The organism is Micromonospora sp. WMMD1102 (genome assembly GCF_029626265.1).
Classification (GTDB): Bacteria; Actinomycetota; Actinomycetes; order Mycobacteriales; family Micromonosporaceae; genus Plantactinospora.
Window position 1 is genome coordinate 3,240,693 of record NZ_JARUBN010000001.1, and the last position, 21,059, is coordinate 3,261,751.

A 21,059-nucleotide genomic window follows, 5' to 3' on the forward strand; every position below is an offset into this window, starting at 1 on the left:
TCGGGGGCGGTGGCCGGCCGGGGGGTGGCGTGGGCGGCAGTGCGCCTGTGTGCCCCTCGGTGGTGACGGGGGAGGTTGGCGCGGGCCTGTGCGGCCAGGCGGCCGAGTTCGTCGGCGATGGCGGCCAGGTCGGGACCGGGGATCGGGGTGCCGTGGGCGGGTGCCCGGCGCAGACGGTGAACCAGGCGGCCGTAGTTGAGACCGGTCATCGGGGGTCGCCGGTGATGAGGCGGCGGATCGCCTTGTTCATGTGGTCTGGGCATTCGGCGAGGTGGGTGGGGCAGTTGAGCAGGTGGCCGTCGATGACGGCCAGGGCTTGGGTCAGGGCCTGGCTTGCCTGGGCGGCTTGCTGGCTGGACCGGATGGCGTGGGCGGTGGCGTCCTCGGCCCGCTGGTTGGCCTTGGCCTCCCGCTCCTGGGAGCTGCGGGTGCGGGTCCTGGCGCCGTCGACGAGCAGGGCCACGTAGAGGAGGCCCAGGAGCGAGGCGAGCAGTGCCCAGAGGAGTACGGCGATGATCGTGCGTGTTGCCATGTCGGGGTGTCTCCTGTGTCGTCTGGCGGTGCCCGCGCGGGCGCCGTGGGTGGCGCCCGCCCGGGTGTCGGTCAGTGGCGGCCGGTAGTGGTGGCGGCCGGGGTGTCGGGTTCCTGTGTGGTGGCCAGGGCGGCGGCCTGCTGGCAGACGGCGACCGCCCAGTCGACGCCGAGGTGCGCCGCGTCGCTGTGGATGCGTCGGCGGGCGCTGTGAGGGCCGTACTGGTCGGGGTGGTGGCCCAGGACGGTCAACACGTAGCGGGTGGCGCTGTTGTTGGCCTGCTGGGGGTTGTCGGTGCCGGCGGCCGCCGTGGTGATCGCGGCGGGGATGCTGTAGCCGCCGTTGCCGATGCCGGCCGGGTGGTGGCCGTGGGTGCGGATGAGGTCGGCGGCCCGGGTGAGGGTGGGTGCGGCCCGGTTCATGGGGTGTTGCCGGTGAAGTGGACGTAGCCTGCCTGGATGGCGCCCGTGCCGAGGTCGAGTAGGGCGACGACTTCGGTCAGGTGGCGGTCCAGGGTGCCGGTGTCGGTGAAGCTGCTTTCCCGGCTGCTGTGGAACAGGGCGGCCACGGTGGCGTTGTCGCCGTTGCTGTAGGCGGCCAGGAATCGGGCCGCCCAGATGACGGGTTGTGCTTCGGTGGGTGCCTGGTCGGGTTCGATCACGTGGTCGTCGGGGCCGAGGACTGCCACCATGGTGCATCCGTCGCCGTCGGCGCTGATGCCGGCGATTGCGTAGGTGACGCGTCGGGTGGCCTCGGCCAGGGTGCGGCACAGGTTGTAGACGGCTGTTGGCCCGTGCTCGTTGTTGAGGGTGACCAGGGCGTTGATGGCCCCGTGCTGGTCGCCGTTGGCGGCCCTGATCACGATTTGGCGGATCTGTCGGGCGATCTGCGGGTGGGGGGTGGCTTGTTCTGGGGCGGTCATCGGGTGGCCTGGGCGGTGGTCGGGGTGGCGGCCGGGTTGACGGCGGTGGCGTTGAGCGCTTCCATGGCCAGGGCGGTCATGACCTCCCGGAAGGGGGCGGCCACCTTGATCTGGATGTTGTGGAACTGGCCGCCGGCTTTCCAGGCCAGTCCGGGGATCGGGTTGCCGTCCGGCCCGCAGACCTTGCCGTCGATGAGTTGGGCGGTGCGGCGGGCGGCCTTGACGTAGTCGGGGTTGGGGACCTTGATCACCTGGTCGGGGTGGCGCAGGATCAGCCAGTCGACCATGGCGTTCGGGTCGTCCAGGGTGGCGCTGGGTCGGGTGATGGCGGTGGTGAGGGTGGCAAGGCCCGGGATGTCCCAGACTTTGGCCATGCCGGTGTCGAGCAGCAGGGACTTGGCGTCGGCGGCCAGTTCGGCTCGGAGAAGTTCGGCGCGGCGGCCGGCTTCAGCGGCCATCGCCTCAAGCCATGCGATCTGTTCGACCTTGGCGACGCGGTCGGTGTCGTTGATGGTGGTCATGGTGTCTCCTCCGTCTGGCGGGTAGTGGCCGCCGGGTCGGTGTTCGTCTGGTCGGTGCTGGTCTGCGCGGCCTTCTGTGCTTCTCGTTCCTCGGCCAGCCGTCGTTTGCCGATCCGGTTGATCAGGTCGCGCAGGGTTAGGGGGTTGCCGTCTTCGTCGATGAGTGGCGCGGGCATCCACCCGGCCATGGCGGGGTCGTCGCGGATTGCCCTGAGGGTGGCGGTGTCGGTGGCCGGGTTCTCGATCACGGCGCGGATGTCGCGCAGGTCGGGTACCGGGATGCCCTGGCCCAGCCAGGCGGCCATGGTGTCGGCCAGTTCCGGGCCGGGGCGGTGGAACCGGCGGTCGGCCAGGTCCTCGCACGCGGATTTGGTGATCGTGAGTACGTGGTCGGTGTCCAGGTCTCCGACGGTCAGGAAGTCGTGCTCGACGCCTTCCCGGTGGTCGGGTTTGAGGCCGAGCCGCCGGGTGGTGGCCCGGCCCCGGTCGCCTGCCTCGGTGGCGGTGTACTCGGGTACGTGTTCGGTCTTGACCCGCAGGGTGGCCAGCACGTGGCCTGGGAAGGTCCGCAGCGCTATCCGGATGGCGGCTTCGATGGGCCGGTACTCGGCCCAGCCGGTACGGCGGTCACTGTGGCGGTCCACCCGGTCCAGCGCCCCGCCCGGCCCCGACCAGTACAGGGAGTAGGAGTCGATGATCAGGGCGCCGGCGCCGGCGTGGTTGGCCTCGGCTACCAGGGTGGGCAGGTCGGCGGGATCGGCCTCAAGCGGGGTGGTGTGGAGGAATGTGAACCGGTCGGCGTACTCGGCGGCCCGGCCGTCGGTGTCGATGACGGCCACGGGGGCTTGTCCGGCAAGGGCGGTGGCCAGGGTGAGGGCCAGCGGGGTCTTGCCGGATCCGGGCGGACCTTGGATGGCGATCCGGCCGAACATCTGCTCCCGGCGGGCGGGGGCGTAGTGGGTCACCGCTGGCCCCGCAGGATGGGGCCGCCAAGGGGTCGTGGTCCTGTCCCGGTCTGGCCGGCTGCCCGTAGTTGTTCTCGCCGACTTGTTCGGGCCCCACTGCTCCATCGATTCCTGGACCCGCCACGTCGATTCCAGAAACCTGCGGCCCCACATGGGCGTCGATGGCTGGCGGCGTTATCGCGGCCCCACCGGTTCGCGTCGCTCAGCGCCGAGTTGCTGCCGCGCCGGTCTTCGACCGGCTTGCCACCGAATCGCCGCCCCAAGGCGTCGCTGGTCGGAGCGCAGCTCCACGGCGTTGGCGGGTTGGTGGCGGGTTGGTGGGGCTCCTCCGGCCGAAGTACGACCGTTCCGGCTTCTGGGACTGGTGGAGCCAACTGGAACTGGAGTTTCCATCGAGACATGGACACATTCCGTGGCTGGAGGGTCCAGAACTTGCTGGAGAGGTGGGGCCCGAAAGGCCCGGAGAGAACACGTAGTTGCCGCCGTGCTTCGAGTTCCTGTGCCAGGCAGGGGCAGGCTTCTCCGCGTGGGCAGCCGCAGCCCTTGAGTTCGACGGTGACGGTGGTGGTGCCGCGCTGGTACAGGTGGAGCCGGTAGGCGCAGGTGACGTTGCCGGCGTACTGGTCTGCGACCCGGAACGGGCCGGTGGTGGGGATGCCCGGTACCGGTGTGCGTGGGTGCTGGTTGAGGGGGGCGCCGCAGCCGGGGGCGGCGCACGGGGTGGCGCCGTCCACGGTTTCGGGCAGGGTCGTACTCACTGGGTTGTTGCTCCTTGGGTGTGGTGCCGGCCCCGGCGGTAGTGGGCGCTGGGGCCGGCGTGCCTCGGGTGTCTGGGCCCGGTCAGGTGTGGAACACGTCGGGGATGTCGACGTTGAGCACGGTGGCCACCCGGGCTGCTCCCCGGGGGCTGATGCGCCGCCGCCCGTGGGCGACGTTGCTCATGTGTCCCAGGGAGATCCCGGCCCGGTCGGCCAGGTCGGTCAGTGACAGTCCGGCGCGGGTACGCAGGTTTGCCATCTCCTCCGTGCGGGCGCTGATCCCCTGCGGGCCCTTTCGGGCCTGCCTGGTAGTGGCGTCCATGCGGAATAGACTAGCAAACACTAGCAAAGGTCGAAACCCACTACTGGCAACGACCAGCAGCATTCGGAATCGGCGCGGTGTCCTCGTCCTCGCCGTGACCAGACAGATATCAAGTCAGAGGCGGACCTTCCGCTACCCTGCGTCTAACTGCTAGTCGTTTCCGCGAACGCATCGATGGAGAGTGAAGTGGCGAACCAACGGCCCCCGTACGCCCGCCGCGTCGGCCTGGCAATCGCCGCCCGCCGCGCCGAACTGGGCCTCACCCAAGGGGAACTCGCCGCGCGCATCGAAGCGTCGGTCAGCCCGCGCACCCTCACCAACGTCGAGACCGGGGCCACCGCCATCCTCCCCAGACTGCGCCCGGCCTGGGACAGAGCCCTGGAGTGGCCCGCCGGCACCATCAACCGGGCCTACCACACCGGCAAGATCGACCCCACCGCCACAGACGACCTGGGATGGGCGGACAACGAAGAGCAGCCCAGCCAGCCCGTAGAGGAGATTGCCGGGGCCGAGGAGTCCCACGCCCACCGCAACCTCATCGCCGCCGGCACGGCGGTCGCCGCCCGCCGCGAGGAAATGGGACTCACCCAGGGCGAGCTGGCCGCTCGGATAGCGGCACCCGTGAGCACACGCACGGTAACCAACGTGGAGAGTGGCTCCACCGCCGTCCCGGCCCGGCTACGGCCCGTATGGGATGAGGCACTGGAATGGCCGGTCGGCACCCTGGACCACCTCTACCGGACCGGCACCCGCCCCTCAGGCAAGGAGAAGGACGCGGACGGGCGCGGCAAGAGGCGATCTCGAAGTAGCGGTCTGCTTGAGCGGGCAGGGGTGCCGGCAGAGCACCACGGGCACCAGGACGTGGCGGAGATTCTGGATTCGACGGTCCTGGGTGACGCGGACAAGGTCGCCCTCCTGCGGATGTGGACCAGCCAGCACCGGGCCTTCAGGGAGACGGTTGACCTGGTCATCTCCAAGACCACCAGCACAGCCAGATAAAGCCATCCCATCCAACCAGACGAGGCCTGGACCAAGCGGCGACGGCGACGCCCGCTGCTCTCCCCCAACCGCCGTTACCGCGGCGGGCGTGGCCCGTATTTCCTTTCGAGTTCGGCCTTGTCGGTGCCGTTGGGGTCGATGTCCCGGTCGACGCCGCGTTGTTGGGCTTCGGCCTCGTTGGCGGCGATGCTGATGATGCTGAGCGGGTGGAGTTTGCTGAGCCATATCAGGCGGGTCGCTTCCTCGATCACCGGCTCCACGTCACTTCCGGGGGTGACGGTGATCGTGACGCTGGCCTGGGCTGAGGCGTTGAAGTTGTTCTGGTAGTTGACCTTGACTTGTACTACGTCGGGTCGCTGCGCCAGCGTCTCCTGAATGTCGGCGGCGATGGCGTTGGACTCCTCCCGTTCCTGGGGTGAGTCGTTGACGTTGCAGCCTGACCCGAGTGTCAGCACCGCCAGCGCGGCCAGGATTGCTGTGGTGGTACGTCTGGCCGATCGCGTAGTCGTGTGCCGCATGCCCGCTCCTTCACTGTCCGGCCGCGTCAGTGGATCCGGTTCAACTCATACACCTTCGACTCGACACTGTCGCCGCCGAGAAACGCGCCCGCGCTGTCGCGGAAGGCCTGCACTGACGGGTCGTTGCTGTGGTCCAGTGCCTGGGCCGCCGGCAGGTACGCCTCGCGGGTGTTGTGGTTCGCTCCGGCGGAGCCGAGTTGGCTGTCGAAGGTGACCGTGGTGCGGTTGGCCTGGTCGGGGTTGTCGCGGGCGTCCAGGTGCGGCACCAGGTCGTGGCCGTTCTCCAATGACAGGACCTGCACGTTCGGCGATACGTCGACGGCGCCGATGGGTGAGCCGGCGGTGACGACGTGGGTGACGTTGTACGGGAAGGCGCCGGTACCGGTGTCGTGGGCAGCCTGGGCGGCGACCATTCCGCCCTGACTGTGGCCGACGAGCATGACGGGGTCGTCGGTGCTGGCGCCGGCCATCCGTAGCGCGTCGGCGATCGCGTGTTGTCGGGTGGTGGTGTCGCCGCCGAGGACGTGGACGTTGGTGCCGGTGTCGTGTAGGTAGGGGCTGTCGCCCTGGAACGGGCAGGGTCATTGCGTTCTGGGGTAGCTGCTGGTCATTGCAGTGATGAGGTCGTGCGGGCGACGGTCGGCGCGTCTGGTGGCGCGGGCGATGTTGGTATCGCCGTTGGTGCGGTGGTAACTGGCCGCGGTGTTACGTAGCGTCGCCATGATTGCGGGGCCGGTGCCGGTTCTGGCTTGGTGGAGGTCTTCACGGAACGTGACGTCGCGGACATGATGGACCTGATTCTCGATCAGCCACTCGTTTCGGGCCCAGGACTGCAGGTCCGCGGGTTGGGCGTGCTCGGCGGGGAGGGAGATGGTGTAGTAGGCGGTTTCCCTGGTGGTCTTGCCCTTGAGGGTGCGGGTGCGGGTGATCCGGACGGCCTGCTCGGCGTGAGGGAACAGCAGACCGCCGGGGGTGGCTACGGTGAGCGCCTTGACCGTGCGGGTCTCCCGCCGGCCGTGACCGGTTTCGCGGCGTCGGTCACCCACCGGGACCTGGGCCCAGGGCAAGGCCTTGAGCTGGGCAAACACGGTCGGCTGGTTACCTTTGACCGGGATGAGCAGGTCGGCGCCGCGAGCGGCGACCTCGGTCGCGTGGCTGGTCTGTGTATGGAGGGCGTCGGCCACGAAGATGAGGCCGTCCAGGCTACCCAGAACCTGTTCGACCGCGTCCAGCAGTGGGGTGAACGCGGGGATTTCGTTGCTTTTCGCGGCCACGGTGACCTGAGCGAGCACGATGCCGGTGCTGGTGTCCAGCGCGGACAGCAGGTGGACCCGGCTGCCATCGGCGCGGCGGGCGCCGCGCATGGTCTTGCCGTCGATGGCGATGACGATCCGGTACCGCCGAGGTCGGGGCGTGACCGGAGGCGGGACGCGGGTACGCAGCCAGTCGGCGAGCACGGTGGCCAGCAGGTCAGCGTCCAACCTGGTCAGCAGCCGCCAGATCGTGGTCGCGGCCGGGACGGCGCGGATGAACCCGAGCCGGGCCCTGGCGAGGTCATCGAGGTCGTGCAGCCAGTCCGCGATGGCCGCGAACGATGATGCGCCGGCGGTCACGGCGCACACCGCGACGGTCAGTAGCCCGACGAGCGGGTAACGCGCCCCACGCGGGGACCGGGGGTCCGCGATGGTGGCCAACGAGTGCTGGAGCCCAGCTTCTTCACCCTCGGTGACAAGGCGCGGTGGCGAGTCGGTGGGGGTGCGAACTGCGGACAGTACCTGAATCGGGCATGCTGACATCGCGGGTGAGGTCCTCAAGGTGTCCGGGAGCGTCGAGAACTCCATGATCACCTACAGGCCTCACCCGCCTTCCTCAACCCCGCAAGGGTCCGCCCACCCCGGGAATCCCCAGTTCAACGGCCACTCGACCAAACACGCAATAGCCCTGCTGGAACGGGTGGTTCCACTCCTTGGTGCCGGGGATGTCGACGACGTAGGCCCGGCTGCCGTCCGGGTTCGTGATCACCCGGACGTCGATCTGGTCGGGCTGGCCCGCGTTGGCCTCGCGGTTGCGCCAGTCGAGGCCGTCGATCAGGTCCGCGAAGTCCCGTGGCGGGAACCGCATCGAGTCGTGGGTGTCGTCGACGCCCCGCTCGACGGTCTGGTGGGTGCCGTCTTCGTAGAGTTGCCCGAGCAGGTCCGCCGCCCCCGGTACGTCGGAGACCATCGGTGTTCCGGGCAGGCTGCTGATCAGTCCGGGGCCGAGGCCGACGAGGTTGTCGACGATGCCGGGATGCTCGGTCATCAACTGGTCCCAGTCGATGTCGTCGCCGAACACGGCACCCGCGACGCCGAGCGGTGCGACCAGCGGCAGTGCCAGTCCGGGCGCGAGCACACCGGCTTGGAGTGCGCCGCCGAGGCCGTAGCCGGCGGCCCAGCGCAGGGTGTCGATCGCCCGGGCCTGGGCCTCGTCGACGGCCTGGTAGGAGGTGACGACCGTCCGCAGTGCGATCGCCCGCTCGCCGAAGCCCAGCGACAGCGCCGACAGCCCGTCCGGGCCGTCCAGCGCGTTGAGCAGCCCCGCCTCGATCTTCGCGAACCCGCCGGGGTTGAGGACCGCAGAGGCGACCAGGTCCGGGTCGACGAGCATGTTGTGACCCTGGACGCTGATCCCGGCCAGGTCCCGGGCCAGGTCGTCGCTGTGGGCGGCGAGCACGCCGATGTCCTCATACCGGGCGCCGGTCCCACCGGCGCCGCCGCTGACCTGGAACTCCGGGTCACCCATCGCCACCCTCCAACAGTTGTCCCAGGTGCGGGGCCAGCCACATTCCGAACTCCTCCCGGGCCACCGGCAGCACCGTCACCATCCGCCGTCCGGAACCGTCCGGGTCCGGGCGTAGCCCGAGCCAGCCCTGGTCGGTAGCCAGCCACACCACCTGCGCCAGGCCGGCCCCGTTGCCGACGCGGCCGGAGACCACAACCCGCAGCACACCCGTGGCCCGGCTGGTCACCTGCTCGGCCAGCCGCGCCTGCGCCGCCGTGAGTTGCAGCGCCTCCCACCACCCGATGCCGGCCCGCCGTTCCCGCCAACTCACCGGCTGGCCCGTATTCCAGCAACGCCTCCACCGGCAACCGCCCCGACACCGACGATCCGACCGTGCCGCCGCCGAGCGCGTGACCGATCCGCGCCGACTGCGCCCCGACCAGGTCGCGCACCGCCGGCACCACCCGGACCAACTCCGGGCCGAGCGTCACCGCCTCGAACATCGACAGCTCAACGGCGCCATCGGCTAACGCGACCAGGCCGGCGCCCGCGTGGCCGGCTACCGCGAACAGCGCCCGTGTCCACCGGTCGGCGACCGACGCCTCCACCTGGATCAGCGCCTGAGCGGCAAGGAACGCCGCGAGGTTGACCGCGACCGGCTCGACGGGCCGCCACAGTGGCGGATCGCTCCCGTCTGCCGTCACCACGTTCCTGGCGGCCAGGCGGGCCTCGACCTGCGGCACCTGTGCGTCATCGAGGTCGACGACCGGCAGTCCCGGTGGGGGCCGCATCCCGGCCTGCCGTATGAGCAGTGACCACTCCTGCGCGGACAACACCAGCCGGCGAGCCAGCGGCCCCTCGTTGGCCGAATCCACTCAGAGCACGCCCTTGCCCCGCATGAACTCGCCGACCTCCAACCACCGCCGGTCCCCCGAGGCGGGCAGGTTGCCGGGCTGAACCGACCAGCCCGCCCACGGCGCCTCCACCGCCGCCTTGAGTAACGGGCCCCCCGCCAGCGGCGCCAGGTCTCGGAGTCGCTGGGCGGCGGAGTCGAACCAGCCGGTGACCTGTTCCTCGATTCGCGCGATCCGGGCGATCAGCTCCCGGACGTCCTGCGCGTGCGCCACGACGGCGTCCGCGACCCGGTCCAGTTCGTCGGCGGTCTGGTCCGCCCGCCTCCGGTCCTGTGTGACCCGATCCCGGTACACCTGCGCCGACACCGACACCCACCGCGCCGTGTGTCCCTGACGTTCATGATCGGCGGCCCGCTCACGGACCTCCCCCGCGCGTTGACGCAGCCGACCCGCCAGCCGGTCCAACTCGTCCGGATCCCCGTACATCCGAAGCACGAACCGCCCCTTCCGCCACTGCCTACTCGGACCAGCGCCGGGAACACAGGGCACGTGATCCATAGCCGTCCGTCAACATCGCGGGTCCAGGGTGCCTGACCTGGTCAAGCTGTCGCAACCCCGATCCCGCACCGACGGACCAGGAATGCCTATGCAGGTCGGCGGGGAACACCGCGTGCGTCTGCCAGCCCGCCAGGTTGGCTGGCGTGCGGACCAGCCACCGCAACGTGTGGACAGGCAGGCGTGAACTGGCGGGTGAGGGAATGGCGTGCCCGTCACTCGCCAGCCCCCAATGGCCGGTTCCGGCACGGGATGACCTGCCTCAGGAGGATGCCGCTGAGGGTGACGTCGGCACCGGCCGCCGACCTTCGGGCATAGTCGGCGTCGGTGTCGCCGCGACGGTGCCCGCCCAGGAGGTCGGGCGCCCCCGCGTCGACCTCCACATGCGAGGATCAGCTCATGGCACTGATCTCTGTCGATGCCTTGGCCGGGTATCTTCTCGAGGAGGCGATCGCCTTCCTGCTCAGCGCGAACGGATACCGGCTCCTGCAGGACTCGGACGCTGACGGACAAGCCCTGCGTCAGGCGGGACACGGTCTGCTCGTTCGGGGCCGAGGCGCCGATCACCAGGCTGACGTGTTGGGTGATCTGTTGATGCCGACACCGTTCTCCCTCCCTGTTCGGCTGTTCGTCGAGGCGAAGAACCGGGGATCGAAGGTCGGCCTGGCGGAGGTGCGCAACGCCCACGGCGTCATCGACGACGTCAACCAGCAGTACTCGACCGAACTGTCGGCAACGTACCGGCATCCGTTACGCCGGTACCAGTACCGGTACGCGTTGTTCTCGGCCGCCGGTTTCAAGCGGGAGGCGCAAGGTTACGCGCTCGCCCAACAGATCTCCCTCGTCGACCTATCCGGGCCCGCGTTCGAACCCCTCATCGCCACCGTGGAAAGGGCCGCGAGGCTGGTCCTCGCCGAGGCTTTGGCCGCGAATCTCACGACTTTTCCCGTCCGGCAGGTACGGCTGGCGCTGCGAACCGCATTCAGCAGCGCAGGAGCCGAGATGACTGTGGCCGGAGAGCCCTCTCAAGGTGGAGACGGCGGCCTGCCCGCGGATACCCTGGCCTCCTGGGCGGCCCGGGTGACCGCCGAGCTGCAGGACTCCGCTACCGGTGAAGGGCTGATCCTGGGCTTCCCCGCAGCGCCGTTCATCCTGGCCATGCGCCCCGACAGCATGGAGGACTTCGAGGCTTTCATCGCAGAGCACGGCACCTACATCCCGGTGGACATTCGCTTCGGGCGAGAAGGGGATCGTGGAGATTGGACCATCACCCCCACGGCGGATCCTGACGCTTTCCGGCTGTCGTTCGGTCTCCCCGGCGCGCTCGAGGCCTGGTTGTTGTCCGTGCCCGAGCAGGAACGTCGACGTGCCGCCGACGCGAGAGAGATCTTGTTACCGACGATCAGCCTGTTTCTGGAAGACCGGCTGGTCCAGTTGCGGTATCAACCGGTACAAGCCCCACCCCGGCCTTCGGGCGAGGAGCAGGTTGAGGGCGGCGCGGGGACTGACGCGGCCGATACCTCCTTCCTGCGACGCAACCTCCCGGCACGACCTCGGCGGCGGGAACGTCCCGAGGTGCGGATCGTGGCCGATGATCGGTCTGAGCGGGTGCCAGGCGAGGTTCGAGGCTGGTCGGTGCGGGCGGCTCAGAGGTTGATGACGGTGCTCGACAACCTTTACCCGATGCGGGCGGCTCTGATCCGAACCGCAGCGCAGCAGCACGGTCGGCTGGAGCGGGATCAGGTGTATGCGATCGCCGAGTTCCCACCGGATCGCACGCTGCGCGGACTGACACGTCCCACTAACCGCATCACGGCCTCTCTCATCGAGCAAGGCCACGTTCCCGAGGAAGTGGAGTACCCGTTCCAGACAGGCTACGACCACGGGGTGAAGGCGACGCACTTCACTGTTCCGCCCGATCTCGTGGCCGCGCTCCGCGCGCTCGGGCCCCCCCAAGGCTCCTGACCAGGTCTTGCCATTGGCTGAGCGAGCACCTGGGACGGCAGACTCCTTCGCGCTGCCTGGCGTCCGATGGGCCCTCCGGTGATCGTACGGCCGGGGGGCCGCCGCCGGGCATCGCCGGTTGCGTTAGGTGAGGGCGAGGAAGACCGCCGCGGCGGTGGTGGTGCCGATGGCCGCTCCGGCGATGACCTGGGCAATGGTGTGGTCGTGCAGGTGTACCCGGGACCAGCTGACGGCGGCGACGGCCAGCCACGCGGGGGCCAGGACCCAGCCGAAGATGATCGTTAGCACGGTGGCGCTGCCGGCGGACACGGCGGCGTGCGCGGAGAGCTTCCAGCGCAGGTTGACCATGGTGATCATGAGGAGGACGGCCAGCATCACCGAGACCATGGCGGTCAGTTGCCGTGGCGCTCCGGTGACGGCGAACAGGATCAGGCTGGCCAGTACTGACGCCAGCCCGATCAGCATCGGGGTGCGCCGCTGTTCGCGGCGGCCCACGTGGTGGTCGGTGAGCTTGCCGCGCCTTACTCCGACGAGGATCGCACCGAACGGGATCACCGCCGAGAACAGGGCGGCCAGGGCTCCCCAGCCAAGGCCTGCGGTCAGTGTCGGGGCGGCGGTGACGGCGACGATGACGGGCATGGCCGCCGCGAGGACGGCGGGTGCGAGGACTTCGGTGGCGACCCGGGCGGCTCTCAGGAGGCGATGCCGGTTCGGCTGATTCCCAGTGCCTGTAGTTGGGTTTCCACCCATGATGGCTGGTTGAGTCCGTCCAGGACCTGCCGTACCACCGTCGACTTCGCGCACGCCCGAGCTACCTGTGACAGCCACCGTGCCTCACCTTTCATGTCCTCGGCCCCGACCTCTACCTGCCCGGTGCCGGCCGGCTGCCGGCCGGCGGCTTTGGCTTGTAGTGCCGCCAGTACCGTTGCCGCTTCGACGACCGCGGCTGCCTTCCTACCACGTAGCCCGGCCTGGTCGGCCAGGTGCCTGCTGATGGCGGAGACCTCCTCGTCATACCAGGGGCGCAGTTCGAGGTATCCGTCGCGGATTTCGATGATCATGCGGTGCAGCGGGTAGTCGTCGGTTGCCCTCAGACCGGTCCAGATGGCGTCGATGAGGTTTTTCGGTGGCGGCTTGAGCAGGTACGGGAAAACTTTGCGGAATGCCTGCCAGAGGGGTTCCAGGCGGGCGGCGGCGATGGCGCGGCGGGATCTGGTGGTGGCGGCGCCGATGCCGGGGATGACGGCGGCGGCGGCGATGAGGACGACGCACACGTTCTGGGAGATGAGGACGGTGGTGTGGTAGATCGTCTGCGGTAGTGGTTTGTCGATGGCGGTGGCGGCGACGTTGGCGATCTGGGTGACCACGTACACCATGCCGATCCAGCCGGCGAGGGCGAACAGGCGCAGACTGACACGTGTGCGGCGACGGCCTTGGATCTGTTGGGCGTATCGCCAGGAGAGGCGGCCGAGTTCGAAGAGCAGCCAGCCGAGCGCGGTGTTGAACGTGATGATGTAGACGATGACCAGTGGCAGGTGGCCGTACCGGTCCTGCCAGGGACCGGGTTCGTGTTCGGTGTCGGCGACGCTGGTGAAGAACGCGATGACCATGATCATGGCGAGGGTGCCGGAGATCCACTGTTGGCGGCGCACGGCTCGTCGCGCGGTGTCGGGCGGGTATACCCAGTGGCGGAGCATGCACATGGCGGCGCCGGTGGAGGCGATGCCGGCGATGAGGTGGAACAGGAGCCGGGCGAGGTTGGGTACTGCGGTGAGGTCGGTGATCGGGTCGTAGAGCCACCAGGCGACGATGCCGGTGAATGCCAGGAGCAGGGCGGCGGCCATCCAGGCGCGGGCGGGTGTGCGGCTAGCGGGGCGTGTGGCCAGACCATAGGTGACGTAGAGCCCAGCGGCGCCGATGAGGGCGAACGCGATGCTGCTGAACATCAGGATCCTCCGGGTCGAGGCTGGCCACGATGCGGGCCGTGGCGGGGTCGGCGGGGGCGGGGCGTTCACGGCCGAGGCGCAGCAGCAGTTCGTCGGCGAAGGTTTCCGCCCACTGTTCCTGGTAGTCGTTGTAGGGGGTTCGTCTTCCGCCGGACACCCAGCTTGAGTCCAGGGGTTTGCCGGGGTGCCGGCCCAGGATGTGTCCGAGTTCGTGGAGGATGATCTGTTGCTGGTGCGGCAGTGATGTGCGTTCCTCGTATGCGATGTAGTCGGCCTGTTCGGTTTCCACCCACATGCCGCAGATCCCGCCGGAGGTGTCGGTGGGCAGGAGCAGGATCGGGCGTCCGGTGGCTTTGCCTACCGTGTCAAGGAAGCCGAGGAGGTCCCAGGGCCTCGGCAGCGCGAACGTCTCCACCAGCGGGCTTATGGACCGCCGGAGGTCATCGATGGGCATGTGCGGCTTCTGCTCCCGCTGTGGGTTGTCCAGGGGGTCGGGCCAGGAGTGGGCGGCCGGCGACGGGGCGATGCGTGGGTGTTCTGGGGCGTTGGTTGCCGGTGTGTCAGGAGTCCGCGTCGGTCCCTGGGGCCGGGGTGGGGCCTCGTTCCAGTTGCCGTATCCGTTCCAGGATTCCCAGGACCATTTCTTGGCTGCCTTCGGAGATGCCGATGGAGCGGTGGGCGATCCGGCGCACGCCGAGGTCCTGCATGGCGGCGCGTAGTTCCGGGTCGGGGCCGGCGTCGCCGCCGAAGAAGTAGTCGGGGTTGACGCCGAAGAACGTGGCCAGGGCCTGGATGGTGGTGTAGGTGGGGTTGCCGTCGCCCTTGAGGAGGTTGCCGATCTGGGTTTTGGACAGCCCGGCACTCTTGGCCACCTCGGCGTTGGTGTAGGGCTCGCCGGTTCTGGGGTTGGTGCGTTCGGCGAACAGTGCCCGGAGGTGGTGGGCGAAGGTGTGGGGTGGTGGCGTCGACATCGCCGTCCAGCTTTTCGCATGCCTTCCCCGGCGTCAACCAGATTGGACGGTTTCGGAAACTTAACGTCCAGTGTGGTTGACGGAGTCATTGTGGATCACCGTATGCTCACTCCTCGAAACGGTGCGTTGTCGGTCGCTGTGGACCGGGACGCGCATGGTGTGGCTTGGGGCAGGGGGACATGTCGGGGTGGATGGCTGCTGCCATGAGGGTCGGCCGCACCGTGCGCGGCACTCCTCGGCGGTCCGCGCGACGCCACCGATCACCCTCACGACCAGTCCCCAGGCCCCCATGTTCATCAACACGGGGAGAGTGAGCCTTGCTGCGGTGGCCCACCCAGACCACGATCTGGCCAGCGGTCCTTGCCGTGTCCATCACCGGACTCGGACTTGACCTCATCGGCGCTATCACCAGTGGTTGGAAACTCCTGCCTGAGCTGTACGGGATCTTTCTGGCCTCGGCGATCACGTCCGCGGTGATGACCGGTCTGATGCGCAAGGTCGGGCCGGTGACCGAGGCCTACCGGCTGGGGGTTCTGGCCGGTGCCCGGCAGCAGCGTCAGCAGTGCCGGGGCCACCGGTGTGATCGGCAGTGCGGTCAGTTTCCTCCCACGGCCACGGCGCACACGACCAGCGGGCCCGCCGTCCCGGGCACCCATTGCGCCGGGAGCGATACGGGTGAGCTGCGGGTGTTGACGTTGGTGCGGCGCTGAGTGCAGGCGTGGACGGGTAGCGGCCTGGCGTGTGACGTCCACGCCCCCGGGCACTGGGTGGGCTGGCCGGTGGCGGCGGTCGGGCTGGGGCGGTGTCGTGAACGAGACGAGCCGGGTCGCGGAGACAGTGAAGCGGCCCCTCCCGAACGCGTTTCGGACGGGGCCGCTTCATGTCCCGGGGCCGGGCCACTACTCCTGGCCGTCCGGGCTTCCAGACACCCCGGGGCACTACCCCCGGGTGAGGCACCCAGGAAGTTGCCTCCCTGGGACCACAGCGCAACCCGCCAGACGAATGAACGGAGATGCGGTTGCCACGATAGCGCTGACGGCGGGTAGGGGTCCAACTGCGGCCCGCCTGCGGGGGCCGGCGTGTCGGGCAACTGTCGGTGCCGCGCGCCGCCGGGCGGGCACGGGGCCGGCAACTCACAGCGGACATGCGCCGACAGCGGTGACCCGTGTCAACGGTCCTCCGGCACGGAGGCAGGCCGTCATCGGTTCCGGGGCTGTGGCGATCGGTGCTGGTGCGAACCGTCCGGCGTGGCGGCCCGGCGTCTGTGGCCGTGCCGCTCCCCCGTGGGGTAGACAGATCGGTTAGGGTGGCAGCAGCTAGCAATCACTAGCAGACTTTGAGGATGAGCCGGAAACGAAACCGGCGACCCCGGGGACCGACGCCAATCTGATCCCGGAGCCGCCGCCTTCACCAGAGAGGCCCGCCGTGAAGCGGTTCCCATCTGGGGAGCCCTCGCATGCCTGCACGCGAGGGCAGCTCCCCGTGAGAATACCTGAACGCACCCACGTCCGCGTGCCCGAGCCCCGGTCCGCGTACGTGTCACCTGCGGTGGACCGGGCCGCTGATCTAGGGTTCTGCACCGAGTGCGCGTACGCGGGCCAGTACGTTGCCGCTGGGCCTGGCGGCGGTTGCCGGTCCCACACCGGCCGCCCCGAGCACTGTCTCAAGGTGGCCGCCGGCCTGTCCAGGAGAGGGCCGGCGGACGTCGTCGACACCACTGCCGAGCCGGACCGGACCGTCGGCACCAGGGGGTGCCGGCCCCCGGGAAGGCCGGCCGTCCACGCTACGGCGCCTCGCCGCCGGCGACGGCGTCACGCCCAGGCCCCGCCCCCGGACGGCACGTTCGCCGCGCCCGGGATGGTGGCCATCGTGTACGCGCTGCCGCCGCGCGGTGTGCGGGCCACCAGCCAGCGGCACGCCCTGCGAGCCTTCGAGGATCACCCGGCGCGGCTGGAGTTGAGGAACGACCGGGACCACAACTTCCACCAGAGCCCGCCGCACTGCCCGTGGAGTGGCCCTGGCCAAAATGATGCTGGTGGGGACAGTGACGTCCTCCAACGAGGACGGGAATGGACTCAGGCCGTAGCGGCCCGACGCTGGTGCAACTACCGCGCCGTGGCCTTGTCCTGGTCAGGGGTTGACGGGTCCGAACGGGGGCACGTCGGGTGTGTCGCGCGCCGCAGGGCGCACTTCCCGGACGTGGAAGCGGCCGGTGTCGGCGTCGCTGACGTGGTAGGTGTCGGGGTACGGCCTGGAGTGCAGAGCTACGTACAGCTGATCTTGCAGAGGTGCGCACCGTTTGTCCGTCGTCAGCGGGTGACTGAGGGTGAGGCTGCTCGGGTCGTGATCGGACCGGCGTGGGGCGGCTGGCGGTGGGGGCGTTGGATGAACAGCGGTGGCTGGATGTGCGTCGGTTCCGGGCGTTGCACGAGGCTGGTGCGAATGTTTCGGAGATCGCTCGTGAGACGGGCCTGAACTGGCGGACGGTGAAGAAGTACCTGGCTGCTGGTGGCGGCGAGGTGGTGCCGCCGGTTGCGGCGAGGCCGGCTCGTGGGCAGCTGATCGATGTGTTCGCGCATGTGGTCGATGCGTGGTTGCGGGCGGAGTTGCTGCTCAAGGGCACGGTGATCCATGAACGTCTGGTCGAGCAGTACGGGTTCACCGGTAACTACCAGCGGGTGAAGTTGTATCTGCAGCAGGCCCGTCCGCGGATCGCGGCGGAGTTGGGGATCAGCCCGGATCAGCTGGCCGGGCTGCATCGGCGGTTCGAGGTCGTTCCGGGTGCGCAGGCCCAGGTGGACTGGGGCGACGAAGGCGACATCCTGGCTCACGTCGGGATCCCGAAGGTGTACTCGTTCCACATGGTGCTGTCGTACTCGCGGGATCCGTTCTGCTGCTTCACCACCAGCCAGGACCTGGCCGCGTTCTGGGAGTGTCACCGGCGGGCGTTCGCGCACTTCGGCGGGGTTCCCGGTGCGATCGTCTACGACCGGACCAAGACCGTGGTCCGCCGGCACGTCGCTCCGGGCCTGGCGGTGCCGCTGCACCCGGAAGCGGTCGCCTTCGCCGGGCACTACGACTTCGACATCGATGTGCTGGCCGCCTACCGGCCGACTGGCAAAGGGCGGGTCGAACGGCAGGTCACCATCGTCCGTGATCATGTCCTGGCCGGGCGGGCGTTCTCGTCGCTGGCCGAGCTCGACGCCACGTTCGTGGCCTGGGTTCCGCAGCGGCGGGCCGTGCGGCATCGCACCCACGGTGAGATCATCGGCGTGCGGGCGGTCCGGGACCACGCCGCGCTGCGACCGATCCCGGCCAGGGCGTATGTGGTCGCCGACCGGCATCTGCGGCACGTTGGCAAGGACTGCCTGGTCGCCTACGCCGGCAACCTCTACTCCGTGCCGGCCCGGCGGGTCCGCCACCGCCAGCTCGTGGAGATCCGGGCGACCGCCGCCACCATCGCCATCCACGCCACCGTCGACGGCCTGGACGGCGCCACGCTGCTGGCCACGCACCAGCGGGCCGTCGGCCGCGGCGCCCGCGTCGTCGACGAAACCCACTGGGACGGTCTTCCCGACGGGCACACCCGTGCCGTCACCACCGGCGACCCCGACGGCGGGCAGTCGACCACACGCCGACCGGCCCGCCACAACGGCGGCCAGGGACCGCTGCAAGCCCTACTCAACCGGGCCGCCGCCGCCCAGATCGCCGTCGAGGCCCGGCCGCTGTCGGTCTATGAGCAGATCGCTGCCGCCAGCCCGTTTACCCACCGCCCACACCTGAAGGACGCCTCGAAGTGAGTGAGCTGGTCACCAACCGCATCCACGCCAGCGCCACCAAGCTCGGCCTGCCTCACCTGGCCAAGACGCTGCGGGAACTCACCGGCCGAGCCGACACCGAGGCCATGGGCTACCTGGAGTTCCTCGACCTCGTACTGGAAGAGGAACTCGCCGTCCGCGACGAACGCCGCTTCCGCGCCGGGCTGCGCCTGTCGAAACTGCCGCACCACAAAACCCTCGACGACTACGACTTCAGCTTCCAACCCGACCTGGACCCCCGCAAAGTTCGTGACCTCGCGACCCTCGCGTTCGTGCAGGCCAAAGCCAACGTCGCTCTCCTCGGCCCACCCGGCGTCGGCAAGACCCACATCGCCGTGTCCCTCGCGGTCGCCGCCTGCCGAGCCGGATTCACCGTCTACTTCACCACCCTCGACGACATGGTCCGCCACCTCACCGCCGCCGACGCGATCGGCCGACTCGCCCGCAAGCTGCAAACCTACCTACGCCCCACCGTCCTGGTCATCGACGAAGTGGGCTACCAACCCCTCGAACGGCCCGAGGCCAACCTCGTCTTCCAGGTGATCTCCAAACGCTACGAGAAAGGCTCCACCCTGCTCACCTCGAACAAGGGCTTCGGCGAATGGGGCCAGGCCTTCGGCGACGAGGTCCTGGCCACCGCCATCCTCGACCGACTCCTGCACCACTGCGACGTCGTCCCGATCAACGGCCCCAGCTACCGACTCAAGAACCGCCTCACCGCCATCGAGAACGTCGCCTAATGCCCACCCCGGCCACCCCGAACGACCCCGCGGCCACCGGCGACACCCACCACCGCGACCTGCTACAACTCCTGCTCCAGATCTGCGAGGACTTCCTCGCCAACACCGGGCCGGCGACCCACCACGAGGTCGACACCCTCCTACGCGCCCGCGGCATCACCGGCGGACCCGGATGGCTGATCGACATGCTCGGCCTCACACGCCTGCGCCTGCAAGACGCAACCCACCGTGACGAACAAGGCGTCCACCACGACACCTGACCTCTGCAAGATCAGCCGTACTCACCTCTGCACTCCAACGAGTACCCCGACATCCCGGCCCCCACCAGCGCCGAGGACACTCCCCCGACATCCGGATCCGGCCCTTCCCCCGGCACCCCGTACGCCGACAACCGCTGCCGGAACAGATACCGGTCCTCACGCCACCGGGGCGCCAACCCGCGCACGAACGACGGCAGACGCGGGTCGGCCAGCGGGGCCACCGGCCAGATCCCCTCGGCCAGCCAGACGGGGTTACGGGCAGCCGCGGCCATCAACGCCGCCCCCGCCACCATGCTCGGCGGGGCCACCCCCTCCCCCAACCCGTCCAACGTCTGGCCGGCCCGCCACCCCAGCCACCCCGGCAGCGGCTCATCCCCGCCCAACCCGTCATCCGCGCCAAGCAGTGCGTTGCCGCCGGTGCCGGTATACAGCAGCTTCACCCCGTACTGGCTGGCCCGCCCCGCCAACGCCGCCAAGGCCTCCACCTCACGCGGGCCGGCCGGATCATGCACCCGCTCACGGCGGCCCCCGGGCAGGAACGGCCGATGGTCACCGGCGGTCAACCCCAGATCCCGCAGCCGGAACCGGGTGACGTAGCGGAGCCTCCGCTGAATCTGGGCTGTCCCGGCCGCCCCCGGCACCACCAGACCAACGGAGATCACCTGCCCCCAGGGCCGGGCCACCGCCCCGGCCACCACCGCCGAGGAGATTCCGCCCGACAACTCCACCCCGACGTTGTCGGATACCGCCCGCCGCGTCACCGTCTGGGCCAGTAGCTCGTCCATGGCGTCGAGGACGTCGGAGTCCTCGCCCGGTCCACCCGGCAGGACCGGCGTGGGTTTGGGCGCCGGACGGGGGTAGCTGACGCTCAGACGCTGGCCGTCGAAGACGACCTCGGCCCGCTCGGTCACCCGCAGCACCCCGTCGAACACCGTCTCGGCGGTGTACCGGTGCCGGCCCGTCAACAGACGGGTCACCTGCCGGTCGCACAGCCGGTCCGGCCGGCACAGGGGTCCCAGCGCGGTCACATCCCAGGAGCCGTAGAGGACGGTGCCGTCACGGGCCACATGGACGGGTGCGGTGCCGAACGGGCCGGCCTGCACCCGGATCCCGGACCAGCCGACCTGCACCAGCGTGTACTCGACGGCCTGCTCCCAGGCCAGGGACAGCCACCAGCGGACGTCGGCGATGGCGCACGGGCTCTGCGGTGGGGGCGGCCCGTGGCGTTCGAAGACGCCGAAAAACACCTGGCCGTCGGCGAGGACGGCGAAGTCGGCCAAGGCCGGGTTGTTCAGCGGTTCGACGAAGCCGTGCTCGCCTATCCGCCACCGGTCATGGCTCCAGACCGGAGCGGTCGGCGGATCGGACGAGTCCAGACGGAACGTGAGCAAGGGTTGTCCTCCCTGGATGGCGGCGGTGGCGCCCCGGGGGTTCGGGTTCCCCCAGGCCACCGGCAGAGGCAGGCTTCGCCGTCATCGACGGCGGCAGGTCCACATCCGCCCCGTCACCGCCGGCTTGAGGCAGCCTGGGCCGCCAGGAGTCGGAGAGTGGCTGCCACCGGCCGGCACGGCCCCGTTGAGCAGCCGGTGGTTGTGCGGCGATCCGATACCGGTACAGGGACATCTGGAGGCTGGTGACGCCGGCCCTGTTCGC

General features: G+C 69.6%; 23 protein-coding genes and 1 pseudogene. 7 read left to right on the top strand and 17 right to left on the bottom strand.

Annotated features, from left to right (window positions below):
- Window positions 1-205: 205 nt before the first annotated feature.
- From O7626_RS14435 to O7626_RS14460, 6 genes are all read right to left on the bottom strand, one after another.
- Window positions 206-532 (bottom strand): hypothetical protein, encoded by a 327-nt coding sequence (locus tag O7626_RS14435; protein WP_278061685.1) that lies wholly within the window; start codon window positions 530-532, stop codon window positions 206-208.
- A gap of 71 nt (window positions 533-603) precedes the next feature.
- Window positions 604-954 (bottom strand): hypothetical protein, encoded by a 351-nt coding sequence (locus O7626_RS14440; protein ID WP_278061686.1) that lies wholly within the window; start codon window positions 952-954, stop codon window positions 604-606.
- Window positions 951-1,454, bottom strand: coding sequence for a hypothetical protein (locus O7626_RS14445; protein ID WP_278061687.1), 504 nt, complete (start codon window positions 1,452-1,454; stop codon window positions 951-953). The genes O7626_RS14440 and O7626_RS14445 overlap by 4 nt, the downstream gene beginning before the upstream one ends.
- Window positions 1,451-1,975: a hypothetical protein gene (locus tag O7626_RS14450; RefSeq protein ID WP_278061688.1), complete on the bottom strand. Its 525-nt coding sequence runs from the start codon at window positions 1,973-1,975 to the stop codon at window positions 1,451-1,453. The genes O7626_RS14445 and O7626_RS14450 overlap by 4 nt, the downstream gene beginning before the upstream one ends.
- Complete coding sequence (locus O7626_RS14455; protein ID WP_278061689.1) at window positions 1,972-2,940, bottom strand: AAA family ATPase; 969 nt, start codon at window positions 2,938-2,940, stop codon at window positions 1,972-1,974. Before O7626_RS14455 ends, O7626_RS14450 begins: the two co-directional genes overlap by 4 nt.
- 840 nt (window positions 2,941-3,780) lie before the next feature.
- Window positions 3,781-4,020, bottom strand: coding sequence for a helix-turn-helix transcriptional regulator (locus tag O7626_RS14460; RefSeq protein WP_278061690.1), 240 nt, complete (start codon window positions 4,018-4,020; stop codon window positions 3,781-3,783).
- A gap of 186 nt (window positions 4,021-4,206) precedes the next feature.
- On the opposite strand from O7626_RS14460, the gene O7626_RS14465 reads away from it, so the two are divergent.
- Window positions 4,207-5,019 (top strand): helix-turn-helix domain-containing protein, encoded by an 813-nt coding sequence (locus tag O7626_RS14465; protein WP_278061691.1) that lies wholly within the window; start codon window positions 4,207-4,209, stop codon window positions 5,017-5,019.
- A gap of 74 nt (window positions 5,020-5,093) precedes the next feature.
- Here O7626_RS14465 and O7626_RS14470 read toward each other — a convergent pair whose 3' ends face one another.
- The 5 genes and pseudogenes from O7626_RS14470 to O7626_RS14490 all read right to left on the bottom strand — a co-directional run bounded on the left by O7626_RS14470 (window position 5,094) and on the right by O7626_RS14490 (window position 8,628).
- Complete coding sequence (locus tag O7626_RS14470; protein WP_278061692.1) at window positions 5,094-5,537, bottom strand: hypothetical protein; 444 nt, start codon at window positions 5,535-5,537, stop codon at window positions 5,094-5,096.
- 26 nt (window positions 5,538-5,563) lie between these two features.
- A pseudogene (locus tag O7626_RS14475) lies at window positions 5,564-6,034 on the bottom strand (hypothetical protein); the annotation flags it as partial.
- Between the two features lie 84 nt (window positions 6,035-6,118).
- Window positions 6,119-7,231, bottom strand: a complete 1,113-nt coding sequence (locus tag O7626_RS14480; protein WP_278060713.1) for an ISAs1 family transposase — start codon at window positions 7,229-7,231, stop codon at window positions 6,119-6,121.
- A 175-nt stretch (window positions 7,232-7,406) separates the two neighbouring features.
- On the bottom strand, window positions 7,407-8,318 hold the full coding sequence (locus O7626_RS14485; RefSeq protein ID WP_278061693.1) for a hypothetical protein: 912 nt from the start codon (window positions 8,316-8,318) through the stop codon (window positions 7,407-7,409).
- Window positions 8,311-8,628 carry a hypothetical protein gene (locus O7626_RS14490; RefSeq protein ID WP_278061694.1) on the bottom strand — a complete coding sequence of 106 codons (318 nt, stop codon included), beginning with the start codon at window positions 8,626-8,628 and terminating at the stop codon, window positions 8,311-8,313. Before O7626_RS14490 ends, O7626_RS14485 begins: the two co-directional genes overlap by 8 nt.
- 220 nt (window positions 8,629-8,848) lie before the next feature.
- Here O7626_RS14490 and O7626_RS14495 point away from each other — a divergent pair, with 220 nt between their 5' ends.
- Window positions 8,849-9,112 carry a hypothetical protein gene (locus O7626_RS14495; RefSeq protein ID WP_278061695.1) on the top strand — a complete coding sequence of 88 codons (264 nt, stop codon included), beginning with the start codon at window positions 8,849-8,851 and terminating at the stop codon, window positions 9,110-9,112.
- Between the two features lie 60 nt (window positions 9,113-9,172).
- Here the strand turns inward: O7626_RS14495 and O7626_RS14500 are convergent, their stop codons facing one another.
- Window positions 9,173-9,646, bottom strand: a complete 474-nt coding sequence (locus O7626_RS14500; protein WP_278061696.1) for a hypothetical protein — start codon at window positions 9,644-9,646, stop codon at window positions 9,173-9,175.
- Window positions 9,647-10,105: 459 nt separating this feature from the next.
- Here O7626_RS14500 and O7626_RS14505 point away from each other — a divergent pair, with 459 nt between their 5' ends.
- Window positions 10,106-11,671, top strand: coding sequence for a restriction endonuclease (locus tag O7626_RS14505; RefSeq protein WP_278061697.1), 1,566 nt, complete (start codon window positions 10,106-10,108; stop codon window positions 11,669-11,671).
- Window positions 11,672-11,794: 123 nt separating this feature from the next.
- Here the strand turns inward: O7626_RS14505 and O7626_RS14510 are convergent, their stop codons facing one another.
- The 4 genes from O7626_RS14510 to O7626_RS14525 form a co-directional block, all read right to left on the bottom strand.
- Window positions 11,795-12,310: a hypothetical protein gene (locus O7626_RS14510; RefSeq protein WP_278061698.1), complete on the bottom strand. Its 516-nt coding sequence runs from the start codon at window positions 12,308-12,310 to the stop codon at window positions 11,795-11,797.
- 53 nt (window positions 12,311-12,363) lie between these two features.
- Window positions 12,364-13,617 (bottom strand): MAB_1171c family putative transporter, encoded by a 1,254-nt coding sequence (locus tag O7626_RS14515; RefSeq protein ID WP_278061699.1) that lies wholly within the window; start codon window positions 13,615-13,617, stop codon window positions 12,364-12,366.
- Window positions 13,538-14,071: an ImmA/IrrE family metallo-endopeptidase gene (locus O7626_RS14520; RefSeq protein WP_278061700.1), complete on the bottom strand. Its 534-nt coding sequence runs from the start codon at window positions 14,069-14,071 to the stop codon at window positions 13,538-13,540. The genes O7626_RS14515 and O7626_RS14520 overlap by 80 nt, the downstream gene beginning before the upstream one ends.
- 106 nt (window positions 14,072-14,177) lie before the next feature.
- Complete coding sequence (locus O7626_RS14525) at window positions 14,178-14,588, bottom strand: helix-turn-helix domain-containing protein (protein ID WP_278061701.1); 411 nt, start codon at window positions 14,586-14,588, stop codon at window positions 14,178-14,180.
- 365 nt (window positions 14,589-14,953) lie between these two features.
- On the opposite strand from O7626_RS14525, the gene O7626_RS14530 reads away from it, so the two are divergent.
- The 4 genes from O7626_RS14530 (at window position 14,954) to O7626_RS14545 (ending at window position 19,406) form a co-directional block, all read left to right on the top strand.
- On the top strand, window positions 14,954-15,298 hold the full coding sequence (locus O7626_RS14530) for a hypothetical protein (protein ID WP_278061702.1): 345 nt from the start codon (window positions 14,954-14,956) through the stop codon (window positions 15,296-15,298).
- 1,695 nt (window positions 15,299-16,993) lie between these two features.
- Window positions 16,994-18,388 (top strand): IS21 family transposase, encoded by a 1,395-nt coding sequence (gene istA, locus O7626_RS14535; protein ID WP_278066157.1) that lies wholly within the window; start codon window positions 16,994-16,996, stop codon window positions 18,386-18,388.
- Window positions 18,385-19,146 (top strand): IS21-like element helper ATPase IstB, encoded by a 762-nt coding sequence (gene istB / locus O7626_RS14540; protein ID WP_278061703.1) that lies wholly within the window; start codon window positions 18,385-18,387, stop codon window positions 19,144-19,146. The genes istA and istB overlap by 4 nt, the downstream gene beginning before the upstream one ends.
- Window positions 19,146-19,406, top strand: a complete 261-nt coding sequence (locus tag O7626_RS14545; protein ID WP_278061704.1) for a hypothetical protein — start codon at window positions 19,146-19,148, stop codon at window positions 19,404-19,406. The genes istB and O7626_RS14545 overlap by 1 nt, the downstream gene beginning before the upstream one ends.
- Before the next feature lie 11 nt (window positions 19,407-19,417).
- On the opposite strand, the gene O7626_RS14550 is transcribed toward O7626_RS14545, so the two are convergent.
- On the bottom strand, window positions 19,418-20,797 hold the full coding sequence (locus O7626_RS14550) for an asparagine synthase-related protein (protein WP_278061705.1): 1,380 nt from the start codon (window positions 20,795-20,797) through the stop codon (window positions 19,418-19,420).
- Between the last annotated feature and the right edge of the window lie 262 nt (window positions 20,798-21,059).